At 64.6% G+C, this 19759-nt stretch carries 10 protein-coding genes and 1 riboswitch; of the genes, 4 read left to right on the top strand and 6 right to left on the bottom strand.

The window, feature by feature from the left end; genetic code table 11:
- Nucleotides 1–184: 184 nt before the first annotated feature.
- The 4 genes from XaplCFBP3123_RS14455 to thiC form a co-directional block, all read right to left on the bottom strand.
- Entirely contained in the window at nucleotides 185–3073 is a 2889-nt protein-coding gene (locus XaplCFBP3123_RS14455) for a TonB-dependent receptor plug domain-containing protein (RefSeq protein WP_172453278.1), read from the bottom strand.
- 48 nt (nucleotides 3074–3121) lie between these two features.
- On the bottom strand, nucleotides 3122–4015 hold the full coding sequence (locus XaplCFBP3123_RS14450; RefSeq protein WP_104534677.1) for a helix-turn-helix domain-containing protein: 894 nt from the start codon (nucleotides 4013–4015) through the stop codon (nucleotides 3122–3124).
- 111 nt (nucleotides 4016–4126) lie between these two features.
- The gene (locus XaplCFBP3123_RS14445) at nucleotides 4127–6460 is read right to left on the bottom strand and encodes a winged helix-turn-helix domain-containing protein (RefSeq protein WP_104534676.1); all 2334 of its coding nucleotides are present in this window, start codon (nucleotides 6458–6460) and stop codon (nucleotides 4127–4129) included.
- 422 nt (nucleotides 6461–6882) lie between these two features.
- Nucleotides 6883–8760 carry a phosphomethylpyrimidine synthase ThiC gene (gene thiC, locus XaplCFBP3123_RS14440; protein ID WP_104534675.1) on the bottom strand — a complete coding sequence of 626 codons (1878 nt, stop codon included), beginning with the start codon at nucleotides 8758–8760 and terminating at the stop codon, nucleotides 6883–6885.
- Nucleotides 8761–8874: 114 nt separating this feature from the next.
- A riboswitch (TPP riboswitch) is annotated at nucleotides 8875–8972 on the bottom strand.
- Nucleotides 8973–9402: 430 nt separating this feature from the next.
- On the opposite strand from thiC, the gene XaplCFBP3123_RS14430 reads away from it, so the two are divergent.
- Nucleotides 9403–12174, top strand: coding sequence for a TonB-dependent receptor (locus tag XaplCFBP3123_RS14430; protein ID WP_104534810.1), 2772 nt, complete (start codon nucleotides 9403–9405; stop codon nucleotides 12172–12174).
- Nucleotides 12175–12434: 260 nt separating this feature from the next.
- On the opposite strand, the gene XaplCFBP3123_RS14425 is transcribed toward XaplCFBP3123_RS14430, so the two are convergent.
- On the bottom strand, nucleotides 12435–14273 hold the full coding sequence (locus XaplCFBP3123_RS14425) for a methyl-accepting chemotaxis protein (RefSeq protein WP_172453277.1): 1839 nt from the start codon (nucleotides 14271–14273) through the stop codon (nucleotides 12435–12437).
- 80 nt (nucleotides 14274–14353) lie between these two features.
- On the bottom strand, nucleotides 14354–16063 hold the full coding sequence (gene ggt, locus XaplCFBP3123_RS14420) for a gamma-glutamyltransferase (RefSeq protein ID WP_104534673.1): 1710 nt from the start codon (nucleotides 16061–16063) through the stop codon (nucleotides 14354–14356).
- Between the two features lie 641 nt (nucleotides 16064–16704).
- Between ggt and ilvC the strand changes: the two genes are divergently transcribed.
- From ilvC to XaplCFBP3123_RS14405, 3 genes are read left to right on the top strand one after another with little or no spacing between them, the layout of a single operon-like run.
- Nucleotides 16705–17706, top strand: coding sequence for a ketol-acid reductoisomerase (ilvC, locus tag XaplCFBP3123_RS14415; RefSeq protein ID WP_104534672.1), 1002 nt, complete (start codon nucleotides 16705–16707; stop codon nucleotides 17704–17706).
- 42 nt (nucleotides 17707–17748) lie between these two features.
- Complete coding sequence (gene ilvG, locus XaplCFBP3123_RS14410; RefSeq protein ID WP_104534671.1) at nucleotides 17749–19470, top strand: acetolactate synthase 2 catalytic subunit; 1722 nt, start codon at nucleotides 17749–17751, stop codon at nucleotides 19468–19470.
- Nucleotides 19454–19711 carry an ACT domain-containing protein gene (locus XaplCFBP3123_RS14405; RefSeq protein WP_104534670.1) on the top strand — a complete coding sequence of 86 codons (258 nt, stop codon included), beginning with the start codon at nucleotides 19454–19456 and terminating at the stop codon, nucleotides 19709–19711. Before ilvG ends, XaplCFBP3123_RS14405 begins: the two co-directional genes overlap by 17 nt.
- Nucleotides 19712–19759: the final 48 nt, after the last annotated feature.

Below are 19759 nucleotides of genomic sequence, written 5' to 3'. Positions count from 1 at the left end.
TGCAGCAAACCATCAAGCACGCTTGTCGCCCCAGCACGGCGCAACACATGGTCAGGCAAGCAGAGACACGACGCACATGGCAGCGATAATGTTTGCCAGGCCCTGCCCCTTACTCAATATCCGAAAACAAAAAAAACGGGCCTTTCGGCCCGTTTTTTTTTCAATCTTTACGACACTTCGATGATCAGAAGCGCTGGTTGTACTGCACGAACAGGAAGCGGTCGTAGTCGAGCATCGGATCGATCGCAGCGGTGCTGCTGTTGGTGATCGAGTAGGTGATCGGCGGCTGCTTGTTCCAGATGTTGCGGGCACCAACGGTCACGCTGCCATCCCACGGAGCCTGCCAGGTGACAGAGACGTCCTGGTAGGAGATCGAGCCCTTCTTGTTGGAGCCGGTGCCGCCGCCCCATGCCGGGTTCGGGGTCTGGTAGTTCGGATTGTTGCACTCGATGCCTGCGGCTGCATCCCAGCAGTAATCACGGAAACCGCCGTAGTAGCGCAGATTCCAGTTGGCCGACAGCGAACCCAGCGACCAGTCCAGACCCAAGGTGGCACGCACGCGCGGGTAGTTCCAGTAGCCAGCAGCATTTGCCCACTCGGCACCGGCTTCTGCCTGCGACTTGTAGGTCGCCAGATAGTTGGTGTCCAGGTTGACAGCGAACTTGCCGTACGCGGTTTCCGGCATGCGATAACGCACGCCGAAGTTGTAGCCTTCGGTTTCCAGACGACCCAGGTTGACGTTGCCGCGGCTCAGCGTGGTGACCTGACCGGTGACCGCATCGCGACCGTAGTCGGCACAGTAGCTGGCCAGGCTGTTGAGGTAGCAGTTGTTCAACACATCATTGGCCGTCAGCGACGTAATGATGTTGGAGATCGAAATGCGGTACCAATCCAGCGAGAAGTCCAGACCCTGCACCCAATGCGGGCTGTACACCATGCCCACGGTCCGGGTGATGCTGTATTCCGGCTCCAGCTCTGCATTACCCACGCCCGAATTGAACGGAGCGTTGCCCTGCACGTCGCGACGCGTCACCGGGTTGCCCGCGGTATCGGTCTGACGGAAACCCGCCGGCAGGCCTTCGCCTGCGCAACGCGCTGCCACGCCTGCGTTGCCCAGCGAGCCGAAGGTCGCATCGCAAGGATCAGTGAAGGTATCGAACGTCTGCGAACCGCCACCGAAGGTGTCGGACAGCGTCGGCGCACGGAAACCGGTGCCGTAGGTACCACACACCAGCAGATCGTCGATCGGCTTCCAGGTGAAGCTGAACTTGCTGTTGGTGGTGTCGCCGAAGCGGCTGTAGTTGCTGTAACGCGCAGCCACGTCGAACGACAGTTCCTTGGCACCCGGCAGATCCTTCAACACCGGGATCAACAGCTCCAGGTAGGCTTCGTTGGTCTGGTAGCGACCTTCGGTTGCCTGTGCGGCCAGATCGGTGGTGTAACCGGCGCTGGACAGCTGATCCGGATAGTCGTAACCGCTGATTTCACGGTGTTCGACGCCTGCAGCGAAGCCCAGCTCACCGGCCGGCAGGTCAAACAAACCACCGGTAACGTTGGCGGTCCACTGCTTGCTCAGGCTTTGCTGCGTGGCCTGACCCAATGCATTGATGTACTGCAGCGCGTTCGGTGTGGAGGCCGACGGGCCGCCCAGGATATTGAACGGGGTGCACTGGCCCAGCGCGTTGCTGGTGCCCAGCGGCAGCGGGCTGGCAGCGGTACCGCACTGCACCTGACCCTGTGCATTGAGGAACGACGGACCCAGTGCTTTCTGCAGCGCCAGCAAGTTGATGTTGCCGCGCGAAACCTGCGTCACATCGTACTTGTTGTAGTTGAAGCCCACGTCCCAGTTCCAGCCGTGGCTGCCCACGTCGAACACGCCTTCCAGCGCCGCATCGAAGTGTAGGGTCTTGACGTTGCTTTCGGTGGTGCGCGGCAGTTCAACCGTACGACGGAACCAGCTGGTGATGTCCTGGCCGACCGGGTTGTAGTAGCTGGCGCCGCTGATCGCCACCGGGAACTGCGGCTGCGAAGAAGCCTGCAGCGGGTAGCCGGCAATCTGACGGTTCGAGTCGCGCTCGGAGTACATCGCAGTCGACTTGAAGGTCAGGCTGTCGGTCAGGTTGTAGCTGCCGGTGGTGAAGATGGACTTGTTGCGGCTGGACTGCTGCAACATCATCTGGTCGACGGAGTTGTAGTAGTCGTCGGTGGTGATGTCGTTGTGGTAGTTGGCGATGTTGCGCGAATCCGCGCCCACGCCACGGCCGTCGAACGAACCGGTGTGGTTGAGGATGTAGGTTTCGCCATTGGAGGTGAAGCGGCCCCACGGACCGGTCGCACTCAGGCTGTCTTCGATATGGTTCGGGCCGGCCGAGTAACGGGTCAGCGCGCGATCCTTGGCCCACACCGGATCTTCGTTGGTGTAGTTGGCACCGAACACCAGCGAGGCGCGGTCGGTGGTGGTGCCGGCGGTGAAGGAGTACTGCTCCTTGGAGCCGTCGCCACGGCCGTTCTGGCCGAAGTAGGCCGACGCTTCTGCGCCGTCGTAGTTCTGGCGCAGGATGATGTTGACCACACCAGCCACGGCGTCGGAGCCGTAGATTGCCGAGGCGCCGTCCTTGAGGACTTCGATGCGCTCGATCAGCGAGCTGGGGATGGTCGACATGTCGGTCAGGCCCGACAGGCTGCTGGTCCAACGCTTGCCGTTCACCAGCACCAGGGTACGGTTCTCGCCCAGGTTGTAGAGGTTGACGTACTGGCCGCCCTGCTCCGGATCCGAGGTCAACACTGCAGCCTTGCTATAGGTCTGGGTGCCGGCGATCGACAGGTTCTGAAGAATGTCACCAACGCTGACCAGGCCGGACTTCTGAATGTCCTGCTGGGAGACGGTGAACACCGGCTGCGCGGTTTCGACGTCGACCGAGCGGATGCGCGAGCCGGTAATTTCGATGCGGTCCAGCGTCGTGGTCGACGGGGCGGACTGCTCTTGTGCATTGGCGGCAAATGCCGGCGTCAACGCGATCGCAATACCGGCGGGCAACAGGCCCAGCCGCACTGCGGAGGTGCGAAGGTTCATCAATCTCTCCAGGGTTCGTTAGTGGCGCGTTAAGCGCCCCCGTGCAAATTACGATTGCGTGAACATCGTCGCTTTGCGCGTCACGTTCCGTGGCTTTGCCGAATCTGGCGGATTTGTCGTTTGGTCGCGGTAGTGCGATGCGGAGACACCGAAACGCGCGCGAAACGCACGCGCGAAACTGCAGCAATTGTCGAAGCCGCTTGCGGCCGCAACCTCACCGATCATCATCGAGGTATCGCGCAGCAGGTCGGAGGCGCGCTCCAGGCGCAGACGCGCCGACAGAGCCTGCGGGCTTTCCTCGTACAGGCTCTGGAACGTCTTGGACACATACCAACTGGAGAAATTGGTCAGTTGCGCCAGCTCGGCGATGCGCACCACGCGGTCGCTGTTGCCTTCCAGATACAGCAGGGCGCGTTGCATGCGACCGAAGACCTGACGACGACGGCTGCGCGAACGCCCCGGGCAGCGCTGCTCCTGCGCGATAAAGTCGCGTTGCATCGCAGCCAGGTGCAGCAACAAGGGGCGTGCCGACGCACTCCCGCTCTGTGCGGCCGCGTTGCGCCACAAGCGCAATGCAATGCGCAGATCGCCACGCGAAAGCTGGCTGCGCCCCGGATACAACGTGGCGTCGGTCAACTCGGCCAGGGATTGCAGGCTGTCGCCATCGAGGCTGACGCCCACACAAAGCGCGCTACGGTCGGCCTGCACGGTGGGATGCGATTCCCTGTCGAAGGCGATCCAGTCGCCGGCGCGCAGACGGAAGCGCCCTTCCTTGGACTCCACCCAGGCGCGGCCGCGCAATTGCACCCACAGCGTGAAGGTGGCGGCGGCGGTGCGGATGCTGCCCAGGCGCGCGACCGCCAGACAGGTCGTCGACGTCGGCTCGCTGGCACCATCCAATGAGAGTGCGAGCCCGCGATCTGCGGTGATGACCTGTTGCATGTTGGCAGCCCCCCTGTACGAAAGAGGGCGTAGTGTTTTGCCGAATCTGGCGTGAGTCAGGAAGTTCCGACGAAGGTCTGCCGAAATTGCCACGAAGTCTTTCCGAAGAACTTACGAGGCGATTTTCCTCAGCACGATCAACAGGTTGGACATCACCCCCAGAGGCGTGGCCAGGCGTTCCGGCAACGGCATGAAGGCGATCGAGCTGCCATCTTCCTCCGCCAATGCCACATACAGCGCACCGCTGCGCTGATCCACGCTGAAACCGTTGATGGTGGTGTACTTGGCCACATCCAGGCACCGCCCGTCACCACCGCGCAGGTCGCTGTCATAGGTGGCGCAGGTGTCGGTGGACGACAGGTAATGAAGCTGACCCCGCGCGCCAGGCGCCCAGCTGCGATAGCGCCAGCGCGATGGCTGCTGCGGATCGACCGGCTGCAAGGTGTCGGCCGCCAGCGACGGGGCGACCTGCCATAGCCCACCGCCGGTCAGACGCGTCAGCAATACTTGGCCGCTGACGCGGTCCAGCCGCAGCTGCGAGACGTCCTGCAGCGACGCCAGCGCGCGCCATGGAGAGCTGCGTCTGTCGTAGAGCGTGGCGAAGGTGTGCCCGTCATCGGCGGCAGCTACCACCAATAACCGATCGGGATCGGGGACATGAATCGCCTGCAGCGGTCGCGCCTGCGCCACCGGTAGCCGCAGCGCCTTGCCCGTGCTCGGGGTCACTTCGAACAGTGCCGCATGCCCCTGGGCATCGCTGCCGCTGACCAGCACACGTTGCGAGTCGGCCGACCAGTCGGCGGCCTGGCGCGCATCCGGCCGCAGGCCTTCGATCAGCCGCACCGAGCCAGGCTTGCCGACATCGCCCCACCACAGGCCGTACGCCCCGGAGCGATTGGAGGCAAAGATCAGCTGGCGCCCGTCCGGCGCAATCATCGGCTGGTCGTCGCGCCCGCTGGAAGGAAACAGCCGGCGGCGGATGTAGCCGCCATTCATGGGATCGTGAATGACCTGATATACGCCGAATTGCGGTTTGCGCTGCACGAACACCAGATGGCCATGCGCCACATCCGGCGCCTGCGCATCGTCCACACCGAGGTCATGCAGGCTGCGGTCGACCAGGTCGAGCCGGTAGAGCCGCGCTTCGCTGTCCACACGGCGTCCAAAGATCAGGCCGCTGCCGTCGCGCAACCAGCTCCAGCCACGGATATCGGCATTGTCGTGGGTCAGCCGTTCGGCGGTTCCGCCGTTTGCCGGTATGCGCCACAGATCGCCAAGCTGCGGATTGCGCACAAACACGATCCAATGCCCGTCCGGTGAATAGCGCGGCGTGTAGTCGAAGTCGGTCGGTTGCGCGCTGTAGCTCAGCGGCTGCCATTGGCCGGTTTCCAGATCCAGCCGACGCATGTGCGGCGCCCCGTGCGCACCCGTCATGCTGCCGAACAGCAGCGCACGACCGTCCGGTAACCAACTGAAACTCAGCATGTCCGCGCCGTCGCAGCGCGCCACCTCGCGTGCGGCAGCCGGGCCGTGTGCGGCGGCAATCATGATGCGGCAGCTGCCATCGGGCGCCTGTCGCGAGAAGGCGATCTCGCGTCCATCCGGCGACCAGGCCGGCAGCCGATCGGAGATGCCGGCCGCTGGCGTCTCCAGCACGCGCGGATAGGCGTTGTTGGTGGTCTTGACCAGGATCGAGGTGCCTGCGCGATCGCTGGTCAGCGAGGCATAGGCCACCATTGTCCCGTCCGGCGACAGGCTGGGCGTGAGATCGAAACCGCCGCCTGCAGTGATGACCTGATACGGGCGCTTGGGGCTGCCGAGCACTGCCGAGGCCGCTGCTGCGTCGCGGTCTGGCGCGCGCATCCACAGCCTCCGCGCCGCCAGCCCCAGCACCACCAGCAGGGCCACGCTGGCCATTGCCAAGGCCATCCACCGGCGCCGCCGCGCTGCAGCCGACGCAGACGGAACCGGTGGTCGAGTCTGCCGGGTTGCCGGGCTGCGCTCCAATGCGGCAATGGCGGTGACGCCGGCGATGTGATCGCGCTCGCCGGGCTCGTTGCTCGATGCGGTTGCAGCCGTTGCAGGCGCGGCAACATCGGCCGGACTGTCCGACTGCTGCTCCCACGCAACCGGCGCCAGCAGGCGATAGCCGGTCTTGGCGATGGTTTCGATATGCTCGAAGCGCTGGCTGACGTTGCTGGCCAATGCCTTGCGCAGTTGCGTGACCGCCTGGGTCACCACATCGTTGGTCGGCAAGGTGTCGGGCCAGACCTCGGCCAACAGCTGCTCGCGGGTCACCACCTGGCCCGGCTGCCGCGCCAGCGTCAGCAATACCGCCAGGGATTTCGGTGCCAGGCGCGCGGCGCGCTTGGCGCCGGGCGCGTGCACTTCGCGCGAGGCGACGTCGACCACGCACTGGCCGACACGTAACCGGCCCGATGGCATCGCATTAGCGGGAAGAACACTCATCGGCAAGAACACGCATCGGCATGCAAGGACTACAAAAACGCAACACGCAATTCGCGCGAAACGCCAAATTCAGCAAAGGACCACAACCAACTGTGTCATGCATCCATTTGGTGCAAATTTTACTCTATGCCTCGTTGCTTCCCTACGACAGGTGGCGACGTCAGGCTCTCTCTCTCTCGCCGACGAATTCAAATAATTACGATGTCCACTTCGCGCCTCTGGCGCGATTTTTTTATCTGCGATTCAGGAAAAGGCCGCGAAATGCTTGCTGGCTGTAACCGCTTGCAATGCAGTCGCAGTGCGGCACTTGCGTACCACGCTGCGATCTGCATAAGTCGAAGCTGAATTTTTCTTAAGCAACCAGTCGGTCTGCTGCAATGCAACGACGACGCTGCTTGTCACGTGGCGCGATACACCTGCGCACCTTGTGCCAGAAACTGCGCCGACTTTTCTTCCATTCCCGCCGACAAGGCATGCGCCTCGCCCATGCCGTGCTCGGCCGCGTAATCGCGCACGTCCTGGGTGATCTTCATCGAGCAAAAATGCGGCCCACACATCGAGCAGAAGTGCGCCAGTTTGTGCGCTTCCTTGGGCAGGGTTTCGTCATGGAACTCCTTGGCTTTTTCCGGATCCAGTCCGAGATGGAACTGGTCGTCCCAACGGAATTCGAAACGCGCCTTGCTCAAGGCGTTGTCGCGCACCTGCGCACCGGGATGCCCCTTGGCCAGGTCCGCGGCATGCGCGGCGATCTTGTAGGCCATGATGCCGTCGCGCACGTCCTGCCGGTTGGGCAGGCCCAGATGTTCCTTGGGCGTGACATAGCACAGCATCGCGGTGCCGAACCAGCCGATCATCGCCGCACCGATCGCGCTGGTGATGTGGTCGTAGCCGGGTGCGATGTCGGTGGTCAGCGGCCCCAACGTGTAGAACGGCGCCTCGCCGCATTCGCGCAGCTGCTTGTCCATGTTTTCCTTGATCAGCTGCATCGGCACATGTCCCGGGCCTTCGATCATGGTCTGCACATCGTGCTTCCAGGCGGTCCTGGTTAGCTCGCCCAGCGTTTCCAGCTCGCCGAACTGCGCTGCGTCGTTGGCATCGGCAATGCAGCCCGGGCGCAAGCCATCGCCCAGCGAGAACGCCACGTCATAGGCCCTCATGATCTGGCAGATGTCTTCGAAGTGCGTGTAGAGAAAGTTTTCCTTGTGATGGGCCAGGCACCACTTGGCCAGGATCGACCCGCCGCGCGAGACGATGCCGGTGACCCGTTTGGCAGTCAGCGGCACGTAGCGCAGCAGCACACCGGCATGGATGGTGAAGTAGTCCACGCCCTGCTCGGCCTGTTCGATCAAGGTGTCGCGGAAGATCTCCCAGGTCAGCTCTTCCGCGCGCCCGTCGACCTTTTCCAGCGCCTGATAGATCGGCACCGTGCCGATCGGCACCGGCGAGTTGCGGATGATCCACTCGCGCGTTTCGTGGATGTGCTTGCCGGTGGACAGGTCCATCACCGTGTCGCCGCCCCAGCGGATCGACCACACCAGCTTTTCGACCTCTTCTGCAATGCCGGACGACACCGCGCTGTTGCCGATATTGGCGTTGATCTTGGTCAGGAAGTTGCGACCGATGATCATCGGTTCGCTTTCCGGGTGGTTGATGTTGTTGGGCAGGATCGCGCGACCGCGGGCGATTTCGTCACGCACGAATTCCGGCGTGATGCGTTGCTGGATCGCGGCACCGAAGGCCTCGCCGGGATGCTGCTTGCGCAGCATCGCGTCAGCCACCGCTTCCAGGCGCTGGTTTTCTCGGATCGCCACGAACTCCATTTCCGGAGTGACGATGCCGCGCCGTGCGTAATGCATCTGGGTGACGTTGGCACCGTCGCGCGCCACGCGTGGCAGGCGCCGTGCAGGAAAACGCACCGCATCCAGGCGCGTATCGTGCTCGCGGCCGCGGCCGAAGCTGGAACTCAGGCCGTCCAGCGCCACGGTGTCGTCGCGCTCGGCAATCCAGCGCGCGCGCAGCGGCGCCAGACCGGCGGCAAGATCGATCGCGGCATGCGGGTCGGTATACGGCCCGGAGGTGTCGTAGACACTGAGCGGCGCATTGTCTTCGCCACCGAACAGGGTTGGTGTGCGGGTCAATGCGATCTCGCGCATCGGCACCTGCAGATCGGCGCGTGAGCCCTGCACGAAGATCTTGCGGGAGCCTGGAATCGGCTGGGTCACAGCCTCGGACAGCGACTGGGCTTGTTGCTGCAAAACGGTAGGCGCGGCATTCATGGCGTTCGTCCTGTGTGCTGGAAAACCAGCACCCACGGCGCTGGTTCTGCGAAGGATTCGCAGGCGGACGAAGCGGCGGCGCTCAATGGCGATGCGCCCGTGCAGGCACGGACCATCGCATCTAACGAAGCTTCCCTACGCCGGTATCAGCCGGATCAGGTTCGAAGGGACTATCTCAACCGCAGCGCACTGCGGTACCCCCACTTCGGCGGCGATTAAACCACATCGCACCCTGCGCGGCTAAAAAATGTCGCCAGCTGTCGGCAACGCACTCGGCACCGCGGTGCGCCAGTGGCGCATGCCGTTCCGGGCAGCGGTCGCGCCCGCCTGGCGGTGAGCACGGCAGTGTGGTCGCGTTCGACAACGACATGTGTCCACGCATGGCATCCCAGGTCGGCACCGCACACGCGCAGCGTTACTCCGGCACTACATGGCGCGCCCACGCACTGCGCGCGCCGCACCGCAACAAGGCGCCGATCGGCGAAAAACGGTGGCGAAACCCGCTCGTTAAATTCCCGCTAAGCCTGCGTGTCGTGCCGATGAAACACACGCGTGCAGGTGCCATTCAACGGGGATCGCGCTGTCGCTCCTCCTCTAACGGGAATCGCCGTACACATGACTATGCCCACGTCTCACCCGACCCTGCGTCGGGGCTCGCTCGCGATCGCCATCGGCCTGTGCGTCACCACCAGTGCCGTTGCCCAGGAACAGGCCGACAAGAGTCCGACCAATCTGGACAAGATCGAAGTCACCGGCTCGCGCATCCGCTCGGTCGATGTGGAAAATTCGCAACCGGTGCTGGTGCTCACGCGCCAGGACATCGAAAAGCAGGGCCTGACCTCGGTGGCCGACGTGCTCAAGCGCATCCCTTCCAACGGCGCGACGATGAACTCCACCGTCAACAACGGCGGCGACGGCTCGGCCACGGTGAGCCTGCGCAATCTGGGCGCCTCGCGCACCCTGGTGCTGGTCAACGGACGGCGCTGGGTATCGGGTCTGTCCGGCTCGGTGGATCTCAATACCATTCCGTCGGCCATCGTCGAGCGCGTGGAAGTGCTCAAGGACGGCGCCTCGTCGATCTATGGCTCCGATGCCATCGCCGGTGTGGTCAACATCATCACCCGTACCGATTTCGATGGTGCCGAAGTCAACGCCTACGTCGGTCAGTACGGCCAGGGCGACGGTCAGCGCACTTCGTTCGATGCCACCGTGGGCGCCACCAGCGAGCGCGGCAATCTGGTGATCGGGCTGTCCAGCGTCACCGAAGATGCGGTGATGGCAGGCGACCGCGCGATCTCGGCCGAGCCGGTGTATGGCGCAGGGTCGTCGGCGTATAGCAGCTACTCGGCAAGCGGCCGTCTGCGTGCAGATGGCAACAGCGGTGCCTGGACCGTGTTGCCCGGCAGCGCAACGGCCAGCGGCGACAGCAATTATCCGCGCTACGGCCTGGACCAGTACACCGCCTTCAATACCTCCGACTACGGCTACAACTACGCCAAGGACAACTACCTGGTCACGCCGCAGAAGCGCGACGCCTTGTACGTGCAAGGCAACTACGCACTCACCGACAACGTGCGCTTCAAGTTCGATGGACTCTACAACCGCCGCCAATCGTCGCAGCAGCTGGCCGGCTTTCCGCTGGCCTCGGTCAACACCGGCATCCTGATGAGCGGCGACAGCTACTACAACCCGTACAACAGCGCCTACGGCGGCGACGGGCGCGATGTAGGTTGGTCGCATCGGTTGACCGAATTCGCGCGCACCTACCAGCAGGACGTCAAGACCTCCCACGTGTATACCGGGCTGGAAGGCGACTTCCAGTTTGCGGACAGGCAGTTCAGTTGGGATGTGGGCTTTGCGCACAATCAGACCGACCAGACCGAAACCCAGTACGGCGATGTCAACCTGCTCAACCTGGGTAACGCGCTCGGTGCATCCGCCATCGTCAATGGCACCCTGTCGTGCCTGGACAGCGGTGGCGCAGTCATTGCCGGCTGCGTGCCGTTCAATCCCTTGTCGCCGGCCGGTGGCGTGACCCAGGAAATGCTGGACTACATCCTGTTCACCGCGCACAACACCTATCAGTACAAGAACAGCAGTTTCACCGCCAACCTCACCGGCGATCTGTTCGAGCTTCCCGCCGGCTGGATGAGCTTTGCCGCCGGTGTCGAGCATCGCGAGGAAAGCGGCTTCTCCTCGCCGGACGCCTTGATTTCGGCCGGTTACACCTCGGGCAATTCGTTCACCCCGACCTCCGGCTCGTACACGCTCAACGACTACTACACCGAAGTGGCGATTCCGCTGCTGAAGGATGTGGCCGGCGCGCAATTGCTGGAATTGAGCGCAGCCGTGCGTTATTCGGACTACAACACCTTCGGCAGCACCACCAACAGCAAATTCGGCTTCAAGTGGAAGCCGGTCGCCGATCTGTTGATCCGGGGCAACTACGCCACCGGCTTCCGCGCGCCATCGATCGAAAACCTGTACCTGGGCGCATCGGACAGCTTCGACACTTATTCCGATCCCTGCTCGACCAACAGCACCTCCTACACCGGCGCGATTGCTGCGGCATGCGCGGCCGGCGGCGTGCCGGCCAGTTATGTGGCCGAGTACAACAGCGCCAGCGGCAACTCCGGCCAGACCATCTATCCGTTCACCTACACCAGCAACGCCAACCTGCAGCCGGAAAAGTCCAAGAACGCCACGCTCGGTTTCGTCTACAGCCCCGCCTCGGTGCAAGGCCTGGACGTGTCGCTGGACTGGTGGAAGATCAAGATCACCGACGCCATCACCGAATTCAGCGCCAACCAGATCCTGTCGCAGTGTTACCAGTTCAATGTCTCGGCGTTCTGCGACCTGGTCACGCGCGATGCCACCGGCGCCATTACCGGCCTGGTGATCCAGCCGGTGAACGTCGGCGGGCAACGCATGCAAGGCTACGATTTCACCGCGCGTTACAAGCTCCCGCAGACCGCGATCGGCCAGTTCATGCTGACGCTGGATTCGACCTACGTGGCCGTCAACGAGCAGAAGCAGGACGACAATTCGGCGTGGGAGAGCTACAACGGCATCTACCACACCGACAACCCGAACTGGCGCACGCGCGGCACGCTCACCCTGGACTGGAGCTACGGCAACCTGGCCGCCAACTGGGCCGTGCGTTACTACTCGGGCATGAAGGACTACGACTCCGAGCTGGACGACACCGGCAGCTATCGCCACGTCGCGGCGACTGCGTTCAACGATATGCAGGTGTCTTACCAGCTGCCGTGGAATGCGACCGTGCGTGTGGGTTTGAACAATGTCTTCGACCGCGACCCGCCGGTGGCGCTCAGCGCCTCTGCCAACTCGTTCGATTCGGCCTATGCCATCCCCGGACGCTACAGCTACCTGCAGTACACCCAGCGCTTCTGATCGCGCCCCCTGCGTCGCCGGTCCGCTGTCTGGATACGCCGGTGGTCACAACGACCTCCTTCGGGAGGTCGTTGTGCATGTGCCAGGGCTGACACGCAACCGGCCGTCTGGCACGCAGCACGCCAGCGGCGCCATGCAGGGACATTTGCACGGCACATCACACCGCTAGCCTGCAGTCACTACAACAAGAAACCTGCTCTCTCTCCCTGCCGCCTATCTTCGGCGGCTTTTTTTTGGGAGCGTGCACGCACGCGATCGCGTCATTCAAGCGTGTAGCCCACCCGCAAACCGCCCCAGTGCCTGCGACCGACGTAGATCGGCGCCGACAGGTCGAACATGATCTGGCCGGTGTCGCGGCGGTAGACCTGCAGGCGATACGGATCGGTGTGCGCGCCCACGCTACGGCCGACGCGGTCGGTGAACTTGCGTTTGGTGCGGTTACCGACCAGATCGCGCTTGGGATCGCCGGTCAGCGGCTGGGTGAAGCGCAGATTGTGCGTGGGCACATAGCCGTCGGGATTGGCGCAGATGGCGAACACGATCCAGGGATGCGCATCCAGCAGCGGCTCCTGCAAGGCAGGTAACACCTCGTCGCAAAGCGCATCGAAGTCGGTGCTGAACTTGGCGGGCTCCACGCCGGCAATCGGTGTGTAGCTGCGTGCGAACAGCGCCGCTTCATCGATCTGGCCGCGTGCGATGGCCTGCGCCAGGGCAGTGCCGATACGAGCGGCGGTCGCTACGGCGAGCTCCTTGACGCGCGCGTGGCGGGGCACTGCCAGCGGGTCGGCCGGCAGACGGAACAGGCCCACGCAGTCGCGCAGCGTTTCGGTGCCGCGCTCCAGCGCCTCGCTACGTTCGGCCACATGCGCGGCATGCTGCAGGTTGCTGCGCCCCAGCGCCACCACGCCATCGACGGCACGTTCGATGCCGCGAATCTCGCCGTCCTGCGCCTGGATACGCACGGCCACCGTGGTCATCGCGCTGCTGGCCTGGCCGAGCACGCGGGTGATGCCATCGAGCACCGCTTCGGTGCCGCGCGCAGAGGCAGCGCCCTCGCCCACCGCGGCGCTGGTTTCGGCCAGGATCGCGCGCACGTCGCGCGCTGCCGCTGCCGCGCGTTCGGCCAGGCGGCGGATCTCGGTGGCGACCACCGCAAAGCCGCGCCCGGCATCGCCGGCATGCGCGGCTTCGATGCTGGCGTTGATCGACAGGATATTGGTCTGGAACGCCACCGAGTCGATGACTTCGATGACCTCGCCGGCACGCGCCGCGCGACGTTCCACTTCGTGCATGGCCTGGCCCAGCGCTTGCGCGGCGGCGACACCCTGACGTGCGCTTTCGTCGGCACTGGCGGCCAGCGCGATCACCTGTGCCAGATCGGCATTGACGTCCTGCAGGCTCGAAGCAAGCCGCTCCACCGCAGTGCGTGCGCCATCCAGCGCGTCGGTCTGCGCCTGCGACTGACGCACCATCTCGTCGTTCCCGGCCACCAGCGGCGGCACTTCGGCGGCGATCTGCACCGACAACGCCACTGCCTGCCGGATCGCCTCGGCCAGATTGCCAAAGCCGGCCTGCAGCCGGCGCCCCATGTCGGTCTCCGCCAGACCGGGCGGCAGCAACAGTTCCAGTTCGCAGCCGGCCAGCGCCTGGGCAATGCGCTCCAGCACGGTGCGGTCCTCGTGTTCGGCCTGCAGGCGTGTCACCAACGGCTGCAGCAGCGGCGAGATCGGCACCGGTCGGCTGTCTTCGGCCAGACGGGTGGCTTCGCGCAGCAGGATCGCGGTTTCCACATGCGGCAGCGACAACATCCAGCCACCGTGCTCGCGGTCGCGCACATAACGCACGCGCCGGGCCGGGTCGTCGCCGGGGGCGGCCCATACGCCGTCTTCGCCGACCAGATCGGCTGCACTCAATCCCCACACCACCGACGCCGGCGCGCCTTGCAGCTCGCCGGCAGTCTTGCCCAGGACGTCCAGGCCGGCGCGATTGCAGGCCACCACGCAGGCCTCGGCCGATAGCCGCAGCAGCGCGACCGGTGCATCGGGGAGCCGCGCCGCGTGCGTTTGCGACGGCGGATCGGGCTGTTGCATCGAGCTCATGGGAATTCCTAATCCATCACGATCATTAGCGGCGCGCCGCGGCTGCAATTGAGCGACGCCACGCACCCGCAAACGCTTGCTCAGTAACCGGCGGCCTGCCCGTCCTTGCGGCTTTCCGAGGCGCCGTAATACACCCCGCTGGCCGGGTCGCGCGCGATCGCCTGATACCCGCCATACGGGCCATCGGCAAAGATCACCCGATGGCCTTTGCGCATCAGCGCGCGAATGGTGTCGTAGGAGAAGCCGGTTTCCAGGTTGACCTCGCCGCCGTCACTCATCGCAGTGGCCTGGCCGGTTGGCTCGGTGGAGCCTTCATGCTGAATGCGCGGCGCATCGCCGGCTTCCTGCAGATTCATATGGAAGTCCACCAGGTTCATCACGATCTGCACGTGCCCCTGCGGCTGCATCGCCCCGCCCATCACCCCGAAGCTCAGCCACGGCTTGCCGTCCTTGGTGACGAAGGCGGGAATGATGGTCTGGAACGGCCGCTTGCCCGGCGCGTAGCCGTTGGGATGATCTTTCTTCAGCACGAACATCTCGCCACGGTCCTGCAGGATGAAGCCCAGCCCCGGCGGAGCCATGCCGCTGCCCATGCCGCGGTAGTTGGACTGGATCAACGACACCATCATGCCGTCGGCATCGGCCACGGTCATGTAGATGGTGTCGCCCTCTTCCAGTTGCTTGGGCGTGCCCGGCTGTGCCTCCTTGAGCGCCTTGTCCATGGAGATCAGCGCGCGACGCTGCGCGGCGTAGTCCTTGGAGATCAACCTGGCCAGCGGTGCCGGCTGGAACGCCGGGTCGGCATAGAAGTGCGCGCGGTCGGCGAAGGCCAGCTTCTTGGCTTCGGTGAACAGGTGCACGTGCTCGGCCGAGCCGAACGGGATCTTGGAGAAGTCGTAACCCTCCAGAATATTGAGCATCTGCAGTGCGGCGATGCCCTGGCTGTTGGGCGGCAACTCCCAGACATCAACGCCACGGTAGTTGGTGGACACCGGCTCCACCCACTCGCCCGTGTGGCTGGCCAGGTCCTCGTAACTCAGGTAGCCGCCATTGGCCTTGAAATAGGCGCCGATGGTGCGGGCGATGTCGCCCTTGTAGAACGCATCGCGGCCACCGTCGGCGATCTGCTGCAGGGTGTTGGCCAGGTTCGGGTTCTTCCACAGCTCGCCCTTGCGCGGTGCGTGGCCGTCGATGGTGAACTGCTCCTTGAAGCCGGGGTACTGCGACAGGCGCGGCACCGAGCGGTCCCAGTAATAGGCGATGGTCTCGGCCACCGGATGGCCCTCGCGGGCATAGCGGATCGCCGGGGCCAGGTTCTGCGCCATCGGCTTGCGCCCGAAGCGCTCGTGCAGCGCGAACCAGCCATCCACCGCGCCCGGCACCGAGACCGGCAACGGGCCGGTCGGCGGAATGTCCTTCAACCCACGGCGCTGGAACTCGGCCAGGGTCAGCGACCTGGGTGAACGGCCCGAGCCGTTGTAGCCGTAGAGCTTGCTGGTCTTGGGATCCCAGACGATCGCGAACAGATCCCCACCGACGCCGTTGCCGGTCGGCTCCATCAGGCCCAGCGCGGCATTGGCGGCAATCGCCGCGTCCACCGCCGAGCCGCCGTCCTTCATCACATCCAGCGCGATCTGGGTGGCCAACGGCTGCGAGGTCGCTGCCATCGCATGCGGGGCGATGACTTCCGAGCGGGTGGCGAACGGCTGCCCGGTGATCCGGTCGGCGGCACTGAGGGGCGGCGCGAGCAGCGCCAAGGCAGATATCAACAGCACAGGTACGCGACGCATGACGGAAGATCCCCGGACACCACATGTGAGTCGCCAACCATACCAGCGGGGTCGGGCCGCGTCGCTCGGTGAGCACTGCCTGTCAGCACAAATGCCGCGCATTGGGTGACCCGTATCGTCAAACGCTGGCCTGCAGCGATCCGGTTTCAACAGCAACCATGCTGCTGCCACGCGGTTTCTCGCGACACAGCGCCGATTGATGCGGCCGTTTCATGCGCAAGGGTTGACACCCCACCTGCCGCGATGGTTATCTCAGTCACATGTCGCACCGCCACACCACCTCGAACGCCCCAGTGTCCGCGCCCATCGGCGCGTCGGCAGCGTCGCTTCTCGTGCTCGTACTTATTACCTCGCCAACCGGTGCGGGACGGGACTTCGTGTAGGCAACAGACACACAAGGCTTCGATCAGACCCCGCACCGGCAACGGCGCGGGGTTTCGCGTTTCAGGGACCACCAAAAGTTTCGAATGACATGAACGACAACACCGACATCGCCACCCTCTGCCCCACCCGCGCCGACCACGGCGCTGGTGAAGCCTGCGTGGCCGGTGCCGTCGTCCATCCCCGCTTTGCTCGGCCGGCCAGCCTCTGACGCTGCCTGCTGATTCTTTTCCCACTGCTAACCCCGCAAGGACTACTCCATGAGCAACGACACCCAACCGAAAATCGCGATCATCGGCTACGGCAGCCAGGGCCGCGCGCATGCGCTGAACCTGCGCGATTCCGGCTTCGACGTCACCGTCGGCCTGCGTGCCGGTGGCCCGACCGAATCCAAGGCCCAGGCCGACGGCTTCACCGTGGTGGCGCCGGCCGAGGCGGTGAAGAGCGCCGACCTGGTCGCGATCCTGACCCCGGACATGGTGCAGAAGAAGCTCTACGAAGAGGTCATCGCCCCGAACATGAAGCAAGGCGCCTGCCTGCTGTTCGCGCATGGCCTGAACGTACACTTCGACATGATCACCCCACGCGCCGATCTGGACGTGGTGCTGGTCGCGCCGAAGGGCCCGGGCGCATTGGTGCGTCGCGAATATGAGATCGGCCGCGGCGTGCCGTGCATCTATGCGGTCTACCAGGACACCAGCGGCAAGGCCGAGCAGTTCGCGCTGACCTATGCAGGCGGCCTGGGCGGCGCACGCGCCAACATCATCAAGACCACCTTCAAGGAAGAGACCGAAACCGATCTGTTCGGCGAACAGGCCGTGCTGTGCGGCGGCGCCTCGTCGCTGGTGCAGGCCGGTTTCGAAGTGCTGGTGGAAGCCGGCTATCAGCCGGAAATCGCGTATTACGAAGTACTGCACGAACTGAAGTTGATCGTGGACCTGTTTTACGAAGGTGGCATCACCCGCATGCTGGAATTCGTGTCCGAAACGGCGCAATACGGCGACTATGTCAGCGGCCCGCGCGTGATCGACGCCAGCACCAAGGCGCGCATGAAGGACGTGCTGACCGACATCCAGAACGGCACCTTCACCAAGAACTGGGTGGCCGAATACGAAGCCGGCCTGCCGAACTACACCAAGTTCAAGCAGGCCGATCTGGAGCACCCGATCGAGGCAGTGGGCAAGAAGCTGCGCGCCAAGATGGTGTGGCTCAACGGGCAGCAGCAAGCCGCCGCCGCACCCGCGAATCAACAAGCGGCGTAATGCCGCCGCACCCCCACCGCTAACACCGAAGGTCCGCAACGCATGAACACCTCCGCACACAGCACGCCCCGCAACGGCGCGCGCTGGCTGACGCAGGCCCTGGAAGCAGAAGGCGTGGAAACGCTGTTCGGTTATCCGGGCGGCACCATCATGCCGTTCTACGACGCCCTGGTGGATTCCAGGCTCAAGCACATCCTGGTCCGTCACGAACAGGGCGCCGCCCTGGCCGCCAACGGCTACGCCCGTGCCAGCGGCCGGGTCGGCGTGTGCGTGGCCACGTCCGGCCCGGGCGCGTCCAATCTGGTCACCGGCATCGCCGATGCGATGCTCGACTCGGTCCCGATGGTGTGCCTGACCGGCCAGGTCGCCACGCCCCTGCTGGGCACCGATGCGTTCCAGGAACTGGACGTGTTCGGCATGACCATGCCGATCGTCAAGCACAGCTTTCTGGTGCGGCGCGTGGAGGATCTTCCGGGCATGGTGCGCGAAGCGTTCCGTATCGCGCGCGAGGGGCGTCCCGGGCCGGTGCTGATCGACCTGCCCAAGGACGTGCAGATTGCCGACGCGTCCCATCTGCCCGATCACGTGCCGGCGGCGGTGTTGCCGCCCCCGGCCCCGGAAGATACGAAATTGGCCGAAGCCCTGGCGGCCATCGCCAGTGCCGAACGCCCGGTGGTGTACGGCGGCGGCGGCATCGCCTTGGCCGGTGCGGTGGAGGCGTTCCGGCGCTTTGTCGAAGCCACCGGCATTCCCGCCGCGCTGACCTTGCGCGGCCTGGGCGCGTTGCCGCATGCGCATCCGGATTATCTGGGCATGCTGGGCATGCATGGCACCCGTGCGGCCAATATGGCGATCCAGGAATGCGATCTGTTGGTGGTGGTCGGCGCGCGCTTCGACGACCGTGCCACCGGCAAGTTGAGCGAGTTCGCACCATTTGCGCGCGTCATCCACCTGGATGCCGATGCGTATGAAATCTCCAAGCTGCGCACGGCCGACATCGCTGTGCCCGGCGATGTGGCGGTCAGTCTGAAGGCATTGAGCGCGGCACGTGGCAATTGCCAGGCATGGCGCACGCGCTGCTTTGCCAACCGCGAAAAATTCGGCGCGCGTTACGACGCGCCCGGCACCGATATCTACGCGCCGGCGCTGCTCAAACGCCTGAGCGAAGTGGCCCCGGCCGACACCATCATCGCCTGCGACGTGGGTCAGCATCAGATGTGGGTGGCCCAGCATTGCCGCTTCAACGATCCGCGCAATCACCTCACCAGCGGCGCGCTCGGCACGATGGGCTTCGGCCTGCCGGCGGCGATGGGCGCGCAGTTCGCCTGCCCGGACCGCACCGTGGTGCTGGTCTCCGGCGACGGCAGTTTCATGATGAACGTGCAGGAGCTGGTGACGATCGCGCGCTGCAAGCTGCCGGTGAAGATCGTGCTGCTGGACAACAGTTCGCTGGGCATGGTGCGGCAGTGGCAGGAACTGTTCTTTGCCGAGCGCTACAGCGAAATCGATCTGTCCGACAACCCGGATTTTGCAGCATTGGCGCAGGTCTTCGGCATCCCGGCCAAGCGCATCGTCGCGCGCGGCGACGTGGACGCGGCGCTGGCCGAACTGCTGGCGCAACCCGGCCCCGGCCTGCTGCATGTGGCCATCGACGCGCGCGCCAACGTGTGGCCGCTGGTGCCGCCCAACAACGCCAACAGCACCATGTTGGACAGCAATCCCGCACACGCGGCCAAGGAGACATCGCATGCGTTACCGGCTTGATCTGGTGCTGACGCCGGCCGAAGGCGCATTGGTGCGCGTGCTCGGCATGACCGAGCGGCGCGGCTTCCGCCCCTGCGCCATCCAGGGCGCCTGCGCGCCGGACGATGCCGGCCGCTGGCATCTGCAACTGGACGTGGACAGCGCCCGGCCACCGGAGACGCTGCGCCTGCAGTTGCAGAAGGTGTACGACTGCGAGTCGGTGGTGATCACCGCGCTGGATTCGGTCGAGGTCGCGGCGTGAACGCCCAGACCTCGCGCGAGCATCAAACCGCCATCCGGAGGTGTCTTC

It is taken from the genome of Xanthomonas arboricola pv. populi (assembly GCF_002939945.1).
Classification (GTDB): Bacteria; Pseudomonadota; Gammaproteobacteria; order Xanthomonadales; family Xanthomonadaceae; genus Xanthomonas; species Xanthomonas arboricola_A.
Note: the sequence above shows the minus strand (reverse complement) of the source record. Positions and strands in the feature narration are given on the sequence as shown.